The sequence below is a fragment of the Paenibacillus massiliensis 2301065 = DSM 16942 genome, assembly GCF_000377505.1.
Lineage (GTDB): Bacteria > Bacillota > Bacilli > Paenibacillales > Paenibacillaceae > Paenibacillus > Paenibacillus massiliensis.
In genome coordinates this window covers 603,661-619,756 of record NZ_KB898186.1, presented here as the reverse complement: position 1 = coordinate 619,756, position 16,096 = coordinate 603,661, and the positions used below count along the sequence as shown (strand labels likewise).

The window sequence follows — 16,096 nt, the reverse complement described above, 5'->3', positions numbered from 1 at the left end:
CTGTTGTCCCAAGTTCTGCACAGCTTCCTTGGCCTTCGTCCATTGTCACGAGACTCGGCTCCCTCTTTTCCCCTTCGCAGGTCCTTTTTGACGACGCGGCAGGATTCACTTGATGTTGCGGCCTGGGTTGTCGCTCGCCCGGTCTCTGACCGGTACTTTTGTCGATGCGCTTTTACACACAGATTTCACCATGCGCAAGCATCCTAGCTACAAGGGTGGCTTGGCCCCTCCCTTGGTTGGACTTTCACCAACTAGATAATGCGTGCCTCTGGGCACGCCAACAAAAAAAGCACACACCGCGCTTTACGCTACGGAGTGTGCTTCACCCATCTATTACAGATGTATACAGTCAATCTATGAAATTGTAACGCTATCAGCTCTTGTAACAGCCTACATGCTACTACTTCTGATTAAAGCATACATCCGAGTTCAGGACAATGCCTTGCTTGTAGAGTTATTAACAAATTGCTGACTGCACCAGCACTGCACCATGAGCTACACTTCACTGTACTGTCCTGACGCGTTTATTCAGCAAAGCGCTATTACCCTACATAACCCGACTCTGATTCGTGCTGTCGCAAATCGACTACGGTGCAACGTTCAAGATCGGGAAGCTGAACTTCCTGCCCACTGCCCGAGGCTGCGCTCATTACCGCCAGTTCAATTCCTCCACAGGGCTGAAGTCGCTCCACGATAGGCACAGTGAGATCCTGGGAGACATGATCAATCACAGTTACCTTTACTGGAGAGCTTACAATCCATGAACGAATTTTGAACATTCGGATAAGCCATTCTACCTGATGCTCGTGGTTGGAAGTCATGATAATATAATGTTCACGCTGGCTGCCGGCTTTCTGATCTTCATCAGAAGCCTTCAGGAAGGTCGAATGCCATATATAAAGCAGTCGGACCGCGACAGCAGCCATACCGTACGCGAGCACAATCCATAACAGCTGCAGTGTCATGGAAGCCACCTCCTCCTATGCGACAATATATGCTCTGAGGTAAGGAGGTGTTACAATTCAGCTCCGCGTAGTACCCTAATTACAGGGTAACCCAACCATATTTGATAGAGTTAATAACCGCTTGCGTGCGATCATCGACCTCCATCTTTTGCAGAATACTGCTGACATGGTTCTTCACCGTCTTCTCACTGATGAAGAGGAATTCGCCGATCATCTTGTTGCTCTTGCCTTCTGCCATGAGTCGTAGCACTTCTGCCTCACGACGTGTAAGCGGGTTGTTGTCGCCAGCGACGAATTTCACGCCTGCTTCCTTGGTGTTCCCTTCCGCCATTGCGCCAGTCTCGTTCAGGTAGGTCATGCGCCGCAGCTGCATGATCAGCTTACCGGTTACCTTAGGGTGGATAAAGGCGTAGCCTTCATGCACCGAACGAATAGCGTTAATTAGGGACTCTGCCTCCATATCCTTCAGGAGATAGCCATTGGCTCCTTTGCGAAGCGTCTCAAATACATAGCTCTCATCATCATGAATGGACAGAATGATAACTTTGATATCCGGGAATAGCTCGCGAAGCTTCTCGGTCGCCTCAACACCGTTCTCAAGCGGCATGTTAATATCCATGAGCACGATATCTGGCTTTTCCTCATTGCAGAATTCCAGCACCTGAATACCGTCACCGCACTCGCCGATGACCTCAATGTCCTCCTCCATATTTAGGATACGTTTTAAGCCTTCACGAAATAGCTGATGATCATCAGCTAGTAGCACCTTGATTGCTGTAGTCTGGATGTTCTGATTTTCCATGTGTTACTCCTTTCCCTTCTCTACGTTGGTAGGGATATGAATGACGATCTTGGTCCCCTGATTCTCAGCAGATTCGATCTCCATTCTCCCTTCTAGCAATTCAACCCTTTCACGCATGCCAATCAGTCCAAAGTGGTTATGATCTTTGCCTTTTTGTTCAAATAGCTCTGGCTTGAACCCTAGTCCGTTGTCCTGCACAACAATTTTGACCAATTGTGCCTGATATGTAATTTCGACTAGTACGTGGGTTGGATATGCGTGTTTGGCAGCATTGGTGAGGCCTTCTTGGACCAAACGGTAAATGGCCGCTTCCATCGCAGAAGAAAGACGGTGTTCCTTGCCCCTTGTCTCAAAGATGGCTCTGATCTTGGTCTTGTCCTCAAAATCCTGAACATATTTCCGGAGAGTAGGGATCAAGCCCAGATCATCCAGTGCCATAGGACGTAAATTGAATATGACTTTACGCATCTCTTCCAAGCTGGAACGAACCTGCCTCTTTAGATCTACTATTTCGTCCTGGACCATCTTAAATTCCTGCTTGGCAAGCATTCTTTCTACAATTTCCGTCCTAAGAACTAGATGAGCGAGCAACTGTGCGGGTCCATCATGAATTTCACGTGAGATCCGTTTGCGTTCTTCTTCCTGGGCCAGAATAATTTTCAAACCAATGAGTTGCCGATTCTTGGCAGACTCAATAATCCTGGTAACCTGCCCTAATTCCCCAGACAGGTATTCCAGTACGACGCCCATTTGGGAACCAATCGTCTCGGCACGCTCTACAGAAGCTTCGACGTTCTTCACCCGTTTTTGGAGATCATCTCGTCGGGCCTTGAGATACATCTCCTTCTCACGGTAGATCATCACATCCAGCTGCAGCTGAGTGGCCTTCTCATAGGCCGTCTTGATGTCTTCTTCTGAATACCGAACAAAGTCCCGGCTGACCTCCGTCAGCCGGATTCGCGAGCGTCGGTAATTCATTTCCAGCTGATCCACTTTTTCAAGTGTCTCTGCCGTTTCCTTCAGAACAGCCTTAAGCTCTTGATTTAACGAGACCAGCTCTCCGCGAGCCGCGTCCATAATTTCGAACATTTGATACTTGCTGTTCTCCATAACCTGGAGGGCGTTTTTAATTACGCGGTCTATGACATCGGCTTGAAAATCCACGAATTTAATCTCCAATCCTAGCTTATCAGGTATATATCATACCATATCATGATTGGATGGTGACGGTCTTAGTGTTTTGTTCCCATTTTACAGTCAGTCCAAGCTGCTCAGAAACTAAACGAAGAGGGACTAAAGTCCTACCATCTAGCACAATTGGAACTACATCGGTAGTTTTGCTTTTTCCATTAACTACATATTTCTTCTGTCCTACAGTCAGATCGATCAGTACTCCACCACGGATGACTGTGATTCGTTGTGCGGACGAATTCCACTGTGCCTGCCCACCGAAGGCATCAAGCACATACTTGATTGGCACATAAGTGGAGCCCCCCCGCTGGATTGGAGCCGAATCGATGGATACCTGTTGCCCATTCACGGTCATGGATCTCTGTCCAATGGACATTTGAGCCGTACCTGTCTTGAGTCCTGCAGTTCCCACCGCTCCAGGTGCATTCAAAGTAATATTGTCAAAGGCCACCGTGCCCGTCTTGGCGCGCTCATCTTGGCCTTCTTCCACATTTACAACATACAGACGCTTCAGCTTGGCAGGATAAGCAATTCCTGAACCACTCAGATCCACACTTATCGTCTTCCAGCCTTCCCAATCAATGACTTTGGCAAGATCCAGATATACAGTCTGCCCGTTGGCATCCTGTACTTCTGCGCGGAGCCAGTTCAGGCTCATATCTCCCATGACATCCAGCGTCATCCCTGTGGCGCCTGATGTAATCGTTTTGCCAGAGGTACCATTCAACTGTGCGTAGGCATACATTTTACCACTGCCAGCAGTCATATCGTATTGTAGCTCAAGTACCTTGGAGCTCGACTTCTCGCCACTTCCCGGAACGATGGATACACTTCCTGTCACGCCTGCTGCATTGGTGGTAAAGTCAATTGGATAATTTACATTCTCAAAATTCTCCCAAGTTCCACTACTGCCGCCTGATGTCAGGACGACTACTGCACTGAAGCCGTCATAACGTCCAATGGCATAGCCTGTCTGAGTCCCAGCATCTACAGAAGATACCGTAAGCTGATCACCCTTCACACTGCCTTTGAAGCCGACGAATTCCCACTTCAGCGCATCAGCAGCAATCTGGACACTTTGGCCGCTTGTCGTCTTCGCTGTGACAGGCACTGCAATGGCAGCACCAGCCTTAAGCTCTCCTGTACCGCTGCCTGCTGTCAGCGAGGAGATTTCTTCAGCTCCCATTACCGTTACCTTCATGGCGGCACTTGCTGAGCCGCTTGTTGCCGTGAGCGTTGCGGTGCCAGGCTTCACGCCTTTGATCACGCCTCCGCCCGTAGCCAAAATATCAGAGTTGCTAGACTTCCAGCTCACATTGGTAGCAGCTACATCGTAAGGGTTGTAGTACGTGTCATAGCCTTTGAGACTATAGCTGCCGGTCTGACCAATCAGCAGTGTCCTGGTTCCTCCCACCGTGAAGCCCTTGAGAGTGCCCTTTGGTGCCTCGGTATATACACCCAGTCCATTCACGATGCTTCGCTGCTGCTTTCCGTATTCGGTATCAAAGGTCAGCGCTGCCGAGGTGTCACCAAGCGGACGAGTGACCATAGTTGTAGAGCCCCCACCATCAAGGTTGAGCCCTTTCCATACACCAATATCCACCATAAAGGATTGCAGCTCACTCAGGGACATGCCTGTGCTGCTATTATTTTTCTCTACGGCAATCAGGTACACATAGCGCTGATCCTTGGAGTATCCTAGTGCTGTGCGCGCGCGGGTACCACCAATACTTGATACACTGCGGGAAAACGAGGACTTCTTGCCTTCATTCACAAGGATGGTGTGTCCACCAATCATCGTCTGTAGCGTTGAGGGATCTACCAGTTTGCCTGATGATTTGATCTTGAGTTGATAGTTGGTGCTAACACTCTGTCCGACAGCCAAGTGCTGACGCACATACTCAGCAGCCTTACCATGGGTCCGTAGAATATATCCACCTTCAGGTACTGTCACAGGCAAAGCCGAATTCTCGGAAATCTGCGTGATGACTCCGTTCTCGACCAGCACCTCTGTTGGCGTCGTGGAGCTGTTGGTAGGCCGCTCCAGCGCTTTCCATGCGGATGTATAAATAAACATGGTGTTCGAATGGCTGTAGCTACTGCCAGAGGTCTCTGGCGTGTAGGCCACCTTATTAATACCGCTAAGCGGGAAGGATGACCCATCCTGTGCAGTCAAGGTGCCTTCAAAGGTAAACTGCTCAATCATTAGCTTGTTGTCTTTGCCAGCAGCAAACGCATACATGCCCGAAATATCCGACGGAGTGGACATCAGCTCACCATCAGATACCTGACCACCAATCGGCGCACCTTCACGTGAGGTATTAAAATAATCCCCGTTAATTCCTGCTACAGCCCCTGTCTCCTTGGCCATGCCCTCTGTGCTTTGTCTGGTTGTGAATTGACCGTTCTTACCTGTCATCACGTCAAGCTTAACGTATGGATTATTCATATCCACCCGGACGACATCAGCTAGAGCCGTTCCGGAGGAAGTCTTGTATTTGTATTTCATCAAAATAGCCCCAGAGGTAATGATCTCTTCGCCAGTCTTCACCGCTGAAGCCGCACTGACAGTAGAGCCGCTAAGCTCAATCAGCGGGTTGACCCCAGTCATTCCCGCAACGGGACTAACCCACAATATGCCTGCTATGGATACGATCGCTATGTTCTTGATCGTTCTCTTTCCTGACCATCTCGTGTTACCTCGTTGTAAAGCCATATAGATATAAACGCTCCCATCTTATCCTGATTTTAGCCCTTTCATTCATCTCTATCATACAAGATTTCGCTCTCTTAATTATAGACTGTAGATTATTAGAAAAGTTACGGAAAACTTCTATTTTTTGATTAGTCATTGCTAGTTCTTTCTTTATTTTCTTGCAGGTTTCTGAAACTTCAAAAGCAAGACAATTGACAAACGCCCAATCCTCCTTCTATAATCACCTTGAACCAATGAGTTCAATACATACTGATTAGTTCAAGCATGAACAACGAATAGCTCCTGCATTCGATTCAGTTAGGAATAAAGAAGACTAGGGGGACAACAATCATGAAAAAACATCGCATGGCCTGGCTTGGTGTTGCTGCCATCAGCCTGATGGTTGCAGGCTGCTCCAGTACAACCTCTGATGGAGTAGAGAGCAGCAATGTGCGAACAACGATAGTGGGACTTGAACAGGTAACAGAGGAGCCACTGAATACTGCATATGATCTCTCCGGGACGCTGCAAGCTTTTGAGGAGCGTGCACTATCCTTCGAGTACGGAGGCAGAGTAGCTGATGCTTCATTTGAAGCAGGTAGTCCCATCCAGCAAGGCGCTGTACTAGCATCCATCGCAGAGGCCGATTACCGACTACAGCTAGAGCAGGCTGACGCAGCCATTATGGAGGCCGAGGGAGCATTATCCAGCGCAGAAGCCGGCATTCAGACTGCTGCAGCTTCGAGATCCTCTGCGGAGGCACGTGTAGCCAATGCTACAGCCAGTGTACGCAAGGTCAAGAATGGTGCACGTACACAGGAAAAAGCCCAAGCCGAGGCGGTAGCTGAGCAGGCCAAACGTGCCTATGAGCAGGCCAAACTACAAAAGGAGCGAATCCGCCAGCTTCTGCAGGCAGGTGCAGCTTCAACAGCTGACTTTGAGGCGGCTGAGCTGGGTGAGATTAACGCCCAAAAAGATTGGGAGAGAGCGCAAAGCTCACTGTCACTTATTTTGGAGGGTGCGACCAGCGAGGATATCGATGCTGCTAATGCCGTGCTACAGGAGGCAAAGGCAGGACTAGGTGTAGCGGATGCTTCCTACCAGCAGGCACTGGCGGCCAAGACTCAGGCGTCCGCAGCCTATGAGAAGGCTATGACTGCGAGGAAGCAAGCAGAGCTGGCCCTCTCCCGTACAGCCTTAAAGGCCCCCTTCCATGGCGTAGTGCTGGAAAAGCTGATTCAGCCAGGTGAGTTGATGCAGGCTGGTCAACCCGTGTACCGTGTAGGCAATATTGATCAGCTCAAGCTGCTCCTGCCTGTGCCAGATTCGGAGATCCAGCAGTGGAGTAAAGGTCAGTCCGTAGAGGTCAGTCTGTACGACAGCACTAGAACAGCCAAGGTATCCCAGATCTCAGCCGCCACCAATAACGGAACCGGAACAATTAATGTTGAATTGCTTATTTCCAATCCCGAGCATGATTGGCTCCCGGGTCAGGTGGTGAAGGCTGCCTCCCAGACATCAGGACAGAAGGGAATTCTCCTCCCTGCCGAAGCTGTCATCAGCACAGGCGACCAGCCTTATGTATTCAAGAGTGAGAATGGAACTGCCGTCAAGACACCAGTTACGCTAGGTAGCCAAATGATCAACAACCAGCTGTCGATTGTCTCTGGACTGCAGGATGGAGATCTAATCGTCACCAAAGGAGCGACCAAGGTGTTCGAGGGGGACAGCCTGAATGAGGCGGAAGGAGCAACCCCATGATTGAATACTTTGTAAAGAAACGAAAAATCACCCTGCTATTCTTCGCCATAGCTACCCTTGTTGGTTTTATCAGCTTTGCAAGTCTACCCAAGCAGGAAATGCCGGATGTTACCGTCCAACAGGCCCTCGTTACTACCATTTATCCGGGGGCATCTCCGCAGAAGGTGGAGCAGAGCGTGACCAAGGTACTTGAGAAGAAGATCAAGGAGGTCGCGGATGTCAAGACAATCCGCTCTACCTCCGGGAATGGATACTCCAGTATTATTGTCGAATCACAAAAGGATGCCGTTCCTGCAGAGGTCTGGGATGAGATGCGCAAAAAGGTACAGGATGCCAGCGCTGACCTACCATCAGATGCAGAGGTACCCGAAATTGATGATCAATTAACTCAGGCCTTCATCGGGTCCTACGCCCTGACTAGCGAGTCCAGAGAAGCACTGTTGACCATGAAGGATACCATGCTTATTTGGGAGGACCAGCTTCGTACTGTAGAAGGAGTATCCAAGGTGACGATCTCTGGCATTCCCGACCAGGAAGTACGTATTGAGATAGACACGCAGAAGCTGGCTCAGTACCAGCTCTCTTGGGCGCAGGTAATGCAGGCCATCCAGGGCCATATGGACCGAGTGCCCACAGGCAATCTTGACTATGATCAGCGCAACTATCAGGTAGTAATCCGCGACACGACAGACCCGGAAAGACTAAATGCTGTTCAGATTGCTCGCTCCGAGAGTGGGTCACCTGTATATTTGCGGGATATAGGGAACTCTACCCTGTCCTTTGATAAAGATGAGCAATTATCCTACGTGGATGGTAAGGCTGCCATTACGGTACAGATTCATGCCAAGAACGGCACAGACATTCCATCCATGAATGAGCGAGTAGAGCACAAGCTTAATGAACTGACCTCCTCTCTGCCTGAAAATATAACCTTTGAGACCGTATTCGCGCAGCGAGATAAGGTAGCGGACATTTTTGCCGATCTCACCAAGGAGACTATCATTGCCATTGCGGCAGTCGTCCTCATTTGTACAATGGGGCTTCATCTGCTGACCTCCTCCTTCGTCGCCATGGCGATTCCGATCTCGATTGCGATTGCCATGATTTTTGTTCCGATGCTCGGTGTCACCTTGAATCAAATTTCGGTCGTAGGACTGATTATTGTTCTGGGCATTCTGGTAGACGATGCGGTTGTTGTCAATGACAATATCGAGCGACGATTGACGGAGCTTGGGGAAAGCCCCAAGGAGGCAGCGCTTAATGGTACCAAGGAAGTATCCGTATCCATTCTGACTGCTACACTGGCAACCATATCTGCCTTTGCCCCATTACTCTTCCTGAAGGGAGACGTCGGTGCTTTCATTAAGCCCATTCCTATCGTCATTTCACTCGCAATGCTGGCATCCATGCTCATGTCCTTTACCATTATCCCGATCTTCCGGGAATGGTATGAGAAGCGCCGGAAGCGTGTCGAACTGAATGGAAAGCCTAAGCCGGCAGGTCTGCTCGGCAGACAAATTCAAGCGCTGAATCAACTGTACTCCGGGAAATTGATGCCGAAGGTTGTCCAGCGTCCCCTGTTGACTGGCCTAGCGGGCTTATTAGTGGGTACAGCTGCCTATGGATTGGTTCTATTCACACCAATAGAGCTGTTCCCGGAGTCAGAGGACCCACATATGGCGATTAATCTGACCATGCCAGTCGGCACCTCATTATCGGAGACACATCGCATTGTGAAGGAAGCAGCTGAGTGGGTGCAGGAGCAGCCAGAGGCGAGTAAGGTAACCTTTACCGCTGGCGGAAATGCGCCTATTGCCTACAGTGACCTTACAGGAGGCGGCAATATTAACGATGGTAATGTATATGCTCAGATAGCCGTTTTGGGAAATGAGGATTCGTTTGACCTGAAGACAACTCCTCAAGCCTGGCGGGATCAGCTTCAAGACAAATATCCAGACATTCGAGTCAGCACCTACGTGCCTCGACTGGGTCTGCCTGTCGGCAAGCCGATCGCTGTGAGAGTATCCGGAAGTGATATGCAGCAGTTGCAGCAGTTGGCTCAACAGGTCAAGGAAGCAATAGCTACCATACCCGGAACGATAAATATCGTAGATGATACCGGGGAGGACCGCCATGCGCTGGAATTCGAAGTGAATGAGCAAGCCATGGATAAGTACATGGTAAGCTACAAGGACCTTACCAGCACCATGATGCTATTAAATGAAGGTCTACCTGTCAGCAAACTGGATAAGGGCAGCGAGCTGATTGACATCAAGCTGTATTTGATACAGCCCCAAGCTGACCCGAACGTACTATTTCAGCAATTGACTGTTCACAACGCGGCAGGCACCCCTATTCCATTAGCTCAGCTTGCCGAAGCCAAGCCAGCGTTTGCTACCCAGCAGATCAAACACTATAATATGGAAAGAACGATTACGGTTGAAGCAGATTTAACGGGTCGTACAGCCACGGAGGTTTCCAACGATGTGAACCAGAAGTTGGCAGCTATCTCCTTCCCTGACGGCTATAAGTGGCAGCTCGGTGGAGAGACCTCGACGCAAAATGAAATATTTGCCGATCTGGGAACGCTGTCTATTATCGTCCTATTCTTAATCATCATTCTGATTACTATGCAGTTCAATTCATTGTCCGTGCCACTCATCATTATGACGACTGTATATCTGGCAGCAGCTGGAGGAATTATTGGCTTGGCCATTACTGGCATGCCAATCGGCTTCATGAGCATTATGGGCGTAATTACACTGGCTGGAATGGTCGTTCGTAACGGTATTGTTATGATTGAGTTTATTGAGGAAGAGCTTCATCGAGGCACTCCACTGGAGCAGGCCGTCATCGCCTCGGCAGCAGCTCGCTTCCGTCCTATTCTGCTAACGTCATTGACGGCTATTGTCGGAATGATGCCTATTGCCTGGCTGGGAAGCTTGCTCTTCCGCCCATTGGCCTATACAGTCATGTTCGGCCTGTTATTCTCTACAGTGCTGACCCTATTCGTAGTTCCTTCCCTGTACCTGATCGTAGCCCGTCTGAAGCAACGGTGGAAGGTCTCACGCAAGCTCAAGGCATCTGACCAAGCGTAGTAAGGTTGGTGCAGCAGAACTAATGCGGTAGGATCAGTGCAATAGACCACAAGAACGTGAGCTTGGGTCAGGTCTATATGTCAGATCACTAATCTACAGGAGGTACCGCATTGGATAGTAAAAGAGAAGATATCATCCAAGCAGCGATTTCTTTATTTTCCAAAAAGGGATTTGCAGCCGCGTCAGTGGAGGAGATCGCCAGAGAGAGCGGGATGGCCAAAGCCTCCTTCTATAAATATTTCCAAGGAAAGCATGAGTTACCGCTCGTTATTCTGGACCAATTCGCCACAGAAGTTAAACATGGTATCAGAGCTATTCATAGTCAAAATAACTTAGATGCACGAGAGAAATTGTTTCGGATAGTGAAGCTGTACCTCGATCAAATCATAGCCAACAAAGTTCATTTAATGGTTCACATTGATCCATTCTCCATGGCTGACGGATGCGCTATGGACGAGGCAACCCAGAGATTGCATAAGAATCTGCTGGAGTGGCTGCATATTAATTTGTTAGAAGTATTCGGCTCTGAACTTAAAGATAACGTGTGGGACATCAGTTTCATTCTGATGAGTCTCGTGTTTGAATCCATTCGATTTTTTGGCGATCTGATGGATGATCAGACAAGTGAACGATTGGCCTTGTTTGCATTTTATGTGCTGGAGATCTTAATAGAAGGCATGAAAACAGGTCATATTGAGCCCTACACACTATGGGGAAACAAGGGCTGGTATGAAACCCCGGGAGCGGACAATCCCTTGCATGATGGTCGTGAAATCGCCGCGATCTTCGATCAGCTTGCTGACGAGATTCGCCAGAGTCGATTGTCACCAGCCGAAAAGGATGATTATGCAGAGATTTTGGAGCAGATTAAAAAGGAAACCCGTGCTGAATCCCCTTCTTCACCCTTGTTAAAGGCCTTAATTGCATACCTGGAGAACTATGAAAAGCTGGTGAAATACTGTTCCCGGCTACGCGATCTCTTGTTACCAGAGCAGCCTTAACAGATCCATTAGCAATTTCTATTCAATATAGCTTGAACTAGAGATGTTAAAAGGTCAAATCAAGAAAGTTCAGATCAAGGGTTCAGATCAAGGTAACACTCGACCCTATCAGCTTGTACCCATTTCAATAGAATAAGGGACACCCTCTTCATCAATTGATTTGACGAAAGGGTGTCCCTTTTTCATTTCATATAATATAGCTCTATGCTACTTATAGATATGGTGTTACAGACCAGCTTGCGACTTCAGGAGCTCCGCTTTATCTACGCGCTCCCATGGAACATCCAGATCTGTCCGGCCAAAGTGACCATATGCAGCAGTTTGTTTATAGATTGGACGTCTCAGATCCAGCATGCGAATGATGCCAGCTGGGCGAAGGTCAAAGTTATTGCGAACAAGCTCAACGAGCTTTTCCTCACTAATTTTACCTGTTCCGTAAGTATCCACGTTAATGGAGACCGGTGTGGCCACTCCAATGGCATAAGCCAATTGAATTTCGACCTTGTCGGCCAATCCAGCAGCAACCAGGTTCTTGGCAACATATCGCGCTGCATAAGCTGCAGAGCGGTCTACCTTCGTTGGGTCTTTACCTGAGAAAGCACCGCCGCCATGACGTGCATAACCACCATAAGTATCCACGATAATTTTACGCCCAGTTAAGCCAGCATCGCCTTGTGGTCCGCCGATAACGAAGCGTCCTGTTGGGTTAATGTAGTATTTTGTCTCTCCATCTAGCAGTTCAGCAGGCACTACAGGCAGAATGACCTTTTCTTTGATATCCTGTTGAATTTGCTCCAGCGTAATTTCCTCAGCATGTTGGGTAGATACTACAATCGTATCAATACGCACTGGCTTGCCATCTACATATTCCACTGTCACTTGTGTCTTGCCATCAGGACGGAGATAATTAAGCGTACCGTCCTTACGAACTTCGGACAAACGACGGGCAATCCGGTGGGACATAGCAATAGGCAATGGCATAAGTTCTGGAGTCTCGTTCGTCGCAAAGCCAAACATGAGCCCTTGGTCTCCAGCACCGATGTTTGCTGTTTCTTGAGCCACTTCTGCAGGATCGCGGTGTTCCAGAGCAGCGTTAACTCCCTGAGCGATGTCAGGGGATTGTTCATTCAAAGACGTTAACACGGCACATGTATTGTAATCGAAGCCGTATTTGGCCCGAGTATATCCAATATCCTTGATAGTATTACGTACAATGGACGGAATGTCCACATATTCAGATTTGGTACTGATCTCACCAATAACCAATACAAGTCCAGTTGCTACGGATACTTCACAGGCCACACGAGCATTCGGGTCATTGGTCAAAAATGCATCAAGTACAGCGTCTGAGATCTGATCACAGATTTTGTCCGGATGTCCTTCTGTTACGGACTCGGACGTAAACAAATGACGGCCTTTTACAGACATTAAGTCAACCTCCTACAAGAAATAATTAATATCAACATCACACAGCTTCATATGTTCGATAACGCTTATTTTCAAATACAAAATATAATCGTTATCACAATGCGTATGTGTATATGCTCAAGCTTGGTAATAAAATGCATAAGGCAATGGTCTTCTTATACAATGCTCCTAAGCATGTCATGGTTCTTGCCTATCGTAACATAATGAGCAAAATTTACAACTTATACACGCCTACAAAAAATGAACCTTTTCCTGTCGGAAAAGGTTGCGTACAAGCCTCAAATTTCATATTAGCTTATTTGGTACAAGGTGTCAATTTATACGAGGTGAATGAATCCTTTAATGAATATCTGGATATTCTTAAGAAGAGATAGGTGATTTGGACCATTCATGTACTTTTAATTATAGATAATGTATTTTCAATTAAGCTTGTAAAGCTCCTTCTCAGCATTGCTAACCAGACGCTTGGTGATCTCGCCACCAATGGAGCCATTCTCACGAGAGGTTAATTGTCCCCATGGGATATATCCACCTTGGCTGCCTTGTTCAGATCCGAGCTCCGATGCGAACTCAGTATCCATCCCACCAACATTTGCTCCTACTACTGGATATCCAAATTCGGCGGCAATTTCATATTTGAGTTCATTAAGCATTTGCCGACTTGCAGGTACTACTTGTCTTCTGCGTCCCCCTGCCATATACTCACCTCCATCATGTAGTTGATGAAGTTATTGTGCCGATAACAAACAGGATTCAGACAAAGAACTTATTGGTTAAGATGGCTAAAACATTAATGTGACTCTTACTGTACACTGTATCCGCCTCTTACCATTACGACAATACCATTGGTCTCGCCTTCTTTGACTTGAATACCACGGTCATCTCTTGGGAAGGATATAAGATGATTATTCATAATTGCCTGATTGTGAAAAATCTCCTTGCCATCTGTAATATCGATTGCGCCACTGGAATCCATACTATATACGACTGCACGGCCGTTTCTCACGATGAATTCTGCACCAGCCTTTGCAAGCAGCTTTTTACCTGGCGTCAACTCTACTACTTTAATGGCTTCCCCTGAGGATGTATTACCATTGGATGCTCCGCCTGAAGCTGCACTATTAGAGCTGCCGGTCTGTGCTGGTGTTGGTGTCGTAGTTGCTGGTGCGCTAGACGATCCGGCTGAGCTGCCATCTTTCAGTGCATTGGCGATCTGCTGATCTACATAGCTCTTCGTAACCACTGGATCATCTGCAGTTCCAGGTTGGCCTCCGCTGGAGGCTCCATCTACGGAGCTATTCATGACGGTGCCTGCTACAATGCCTCCACCGATCAGGAACGCCGCTAATGTAATTTTATAAGTCGATTTCATAAAGTCCTCCTTACTGCCTAGCTATGTGTATTACAGTGATGTGTCCCTCTGTCAGCCCTTTTAACTACAAATCTATGCAGGGAGGGATATTCTCTAATTAACCTAACTATAAAGGCAATCCACGGTTTGGACAAGAAAAAATCCCCTACATGAGGGGATGATAGCGAGTACTTTTATTACTTTTCATACCATTCCTGCGTAAGAAAACACCTTAACCTGAGGCAGATGCAGAAGCACCACCGGATGCTGCCCATGGTTTCTCATAGGCCAGCTTGAGGTTGTCCAGTCCGATAACAATGGACACTTCTTGGTTCTTTAGCGACTCCAGTTGCAGCTGTGCCTGGAACACTTCATATTCGGTAGCCATGCCAAGATCATAACGCTTCTTCACGACATTCAATGCGTTCTCTGCGGTTACTTTACCGCTTTGCAGTTGAGCATATTGTGTCTCCAGCTCTTTGATCTTGTTGTACATACTTCTCACACCATCTTCAAGTTGCTTTTTGGTATCAGCAGAAGTAATTTTGGCCTTTTCAATGTCAATCTTGGTGTTGTCATACGAATTTGCAGTCGAGCCTGTGAATACGAAGTAGTCAAAGCTCAAATTAGCCGATTCTACGCCTCGCTCAGCAAGCCACACAGCTGGACTTCCCGTCACGACCTGGCTAACTTTGGCTTCAAGATCACTCTCGAACACACTGAACTCAGGAATGTCTACGATTGCATATCTTTGATCAGGCTTATAGCCAATTAAAGAATTCAACTCACGGAATGAAGTATCCAACGTTTTTTGAGCCACTTCTTGAGCGGCTTCTTGTTGTTGTACCTTAGAGGTTGCCTGCGTGACATCAAAGTCACTAGCCATATCATTGGAGCGCTTAACTTGTACAATGCGCAGACTTCTTTGTGCATCTTCAAGATTCAAGTCAGCCAAACGCTTTGCTTCCAATTTGCTGATAATGTCATTATAAGCACTCTTGACTTGGTAGTTCAAAGCGTCTTTAGCGATCTCTAGATTTTTCTGAGCACTGGAGTAGGCAATTTGCATCTGTGAATAGGCATTGTATCCAGCATTCACCTGCTCACTTACAGCGCCGCCCTGTGGTTGAGGTATGAAATCAATACCGTCCGCAGCATCATCTAGCTTGTTACTTTGCTGTTGTAATGCGGCTTCTTGAGTCTTCAGCTTATTACTACTCTTAATAGCCATTGCTACAGCATCTTCAAGCTTCAAAGGCTCCGTATTGGTCTCATAAGTAGCTTGCGTAGTAGGTGTTGGAAGGTTATCAGAACTAGGTGTAGTTCCTACTTCGCCTACAGGAGCTGTAGTAGACTCCGTCGTAATTTCAATCGTTGAATTGGCGGCATTCCAATTTACTTTGGCGCCTAACGATTCGCTAACAAATCGTAATGGCACGAACGTAGAACCGTTAACGGACTGTGCAGCTACATCCAGTCGAATGGATTCTCCGTTTTTGTAAGCTAAATTTGAGTTCTTCTGCAAATTCAAAGTATCTGTACCTTTAATTGCAGTAATCTTACCTGTAGCAGCATCATATCTAACTTCAGCGCCGATTCCCTCAAAAATAGAGCGAAGCGGAACAAGTGTTAAGTCATTGCTCTTAAATGGTTGCTGTGAAAATGACTGCTCAACTCCGTTAATAAGCACGCGGATAGGAGTCGTTGCCGTTTGTGCCGATACAGCTCCTGCTACTGCAGAAGATAGCAGCAACGTCGACAAAAAAGCAGAGCCTAAACGTTTCATGTATGGTTACCTCCGGTC

Annotated in this window: 11 protein-coding genes; 3 read left to right on the top strand and 8 right to left on the bottom strand. The window is 47.7% G+C overall.

The features are described 5' to 3' along the window. Nucleotides 1–542: 542 nt before the first annotated feature. From D328_RS28460 to D328_RS0106590, 4 genes are all read right to left on the bottom strand, one after another. Nucleotides 543–965, bottom strand: a complete 423-nt coding sequence (locus D328_RS28460; protein WP_018884185.1) for a hypothetical protein — start codon at nucleotides 963–965, stop codon at nucleotides 543–545. A gap of 79 nt (nucleotides 966–1,044) precedes the next feature. Further along, nucleotides 1,045–1,767 (bottom strand): response regulator transcription factor, encoded by a 723-nt coding sequence (locus tag D328_RS0106600; protein ID WP_018884184.1) that lies wholly within the window; start codon nucleotides 1,765–1,767, stop codon nucleotides 1,045–1,047. 3 nt (nucleotides 1,768–1,770) lie between these two features. Next, nucleotides 1,771–2,931 (bottom strand): sensor histidine kinase, encoded by a 1,161-nt coding sequence (locus D328_RS0106595; RefSeq protein ID WP_018884183.1) that lies wholly within the window; start codon nucleotides 2,929–2,931, stop codon nucleotides 1,771–1,773. 46 nt (nucleotides 2,932–2,977) lie between these two features. After that, complete coding sequence (locus D328_RS0106590; RefSeq protein WP_018884182.1) at nucleotides 2,978–5,674, bottom strand: stalk domain-containing protein; 2,697 nt, start codon at nucleotides 5,672–5,674, stop codon at nucleotides 2,978–2,980. A gap of 330 nt (nucleotides 5,675–6,004) precedes the next feature. Between D328_RS0106590 and D328_RS0106585 the strand changes: the two genes are divergently transcribed. The 3 genes from D328_RS0106585 (at nucleotide 6,005) to D328_RS0106575 (ending at nucleotide 11,513) form a co-directional block, all read left to right on the top strand. After that, nucleotides 6,005–7,414, top strand: coding sequence for an efflux RND transporter periplasmic adaptor subunit (locus D328_RS0106585; RefSeq protein ID WP_018884181.1), 1,410 nt, complete (start codon nucleotides 6,005–6,007; stop codon nucleotides 7,412–7,414). Continuing rightward, nucleotides 7,411–10,512: an efflux RND transporter permease subunit gene (locus D328_RS0106580; RefSeq protein WP_018884180.1), complete on the top strand. Its 3,102-nt coding sequence runs from the start codon at nucleotides 7,411–7,413 to the stop codon at nucleotides 10,510–10,512. The genes D328_RS0106585 and D328_RS0106580 overlap by 4 nt, the downstream gene beginning before the upstream one ends. 110 nt (nucleotides 10,513–10,622) lie before the next feature. Next, nucleotides 10,623–11,513 carry a TetR/AcrR family transcriptional regulator gene (locus tag D328_RS0106575; protein WP_018884179.1) on the top strand — a complete coding sequence of 297 codons (891 nt, stop codon included), beginning with the start codon at nucleotides 10,623–10,625 and terminating at the stop codon, nucleotides 11,511–11,513. 225 nt (nucleotides 11,514–11,738) lie between these two features. Here D328_RS0106575 and metK read toward each other — a convergent pair whose 3' ends face one another. The 4 genes from metK to D328_RS0106550 all read right to left on the bottom strand — a co-directional run bounded on the left by metK (nucleotide 11,739) and on the right by D328_RS0106550 (nucleotide 16,078). Then, nucleotides 11,739–12,941: a methionine adenosyltransferase gene (metK, locus tag D328_RS0106570; protein ID WP_018884178.1), complete on the bottom strand. Its 1,203-nt coding sequence runs from the start codon at nucleotides 12,939–12,941 to the stop codon at nucleotides 11,739–11,741. Between the two features lie 419 nt (nucleotides 12,942–13,360). Continuing rightward, complete coding sequence (locus D328_RS0106560; RefSeq protein ID WP_018884176.1) at nucleotides 13,361–13,639, bottom strand: alpha/beta-type small acid-soluble spore protein; 279 nt, start codon at nucleotides 13,637–13,639, stop codon at nucleotides 13,361–13,363. 104 nt (nucleotides 13,640–13,743) lie between these two features. Further along, nucleotides 13,744–14,313, bottom strand: a complete 570-nt coding sequence (locus D328_RS0106555; protein WP_018884175.1) for a hypothetical protein — start codon at nucleotides 14,311–14,313, stop codon at nucleotides 13,744–13,746. A 211-nt stretch (nucleotides 14,314–14,524) separates the two neighbouring features. After that, the gene (locus tag D328_RS0106550) at nucleotides 14,525–16,078 is read right to left on the bottom strand and encodes a stalk domain-containing protein (protein WP_018884174.1); all 1,554 of its coding nucleotides are present in this window, start codon (nucleotides 16,076–16,078) and stop codon (nucleotides 14,525–14,527) included. Nucleotides 16,079–16,096 lie beyond the last annotated feature (18 nt).

Bases quoted from the DNA above. Each gene is read 5' to 3' on its own strand.
- D328_RS0106555 (WP_018884175.1), bottom strand. From the start codon at position 14,313: ATGAAATCGACTTATAAAATTACATTAGCGGCGTTCCTGATCGGTGGA.
- D328_RS0106600 (WP_018884184.1), bottom strand. From the start codon at position 1,767: ATGGAAAATCAGAACATCCAGACTACAGCAATCAAGGTGCTACTAGCT.
- D328_RS0106585 (WP_018884181.1), top strand. From the start codon at position 6,005: ATGAAAAAACATCGCATGGCCTGGCTTGGTGTTGCTGCCATCAGCCTG.
- D328_RS28460 (WP_018884185.1), bottom strand. From the start codon at position 965: ATGACACTGCAGCTGTTATGGATTGTGCTCGCGTACGGTATGGCTGCT.
- D328_RS0106560 (WP_018884176.1), bottom strand. From the start codon at position 13,639: ATGGCAGGGGGACGCAGAAGACAAGTAGTACCTGCAAGTCGGCAAATG.
- metK (WP_018884178.1), bottom strand. From the start codon at position 12,941: ATGTCTGTAAAAGGCCGTCATTTGTTTACGTCCGAGTCCGTAACAGAA.
- D328_RS0106580 (WP_018884180.1), top strand. From the start codon at position 7,411: ATGATTGAATACTTTGTAAAGAAACGAAAAATCACCCTGCTATTCTTC.
- D328_RS0106590 (WP_018884182.1), bottom strand. From the start codon at position 5,674: ATGGCTTTACAACGAGGTAACACGAGATGGTCAGGAAAGAGAACGATC.
- D328_RS0106550 (WP_018884174.1), bottom strand. From the start codon at position 16,078: ATGAAACGTTTAGGCTCTGCTTTTTTGTCGACGTTGCTGCTATCTTCT.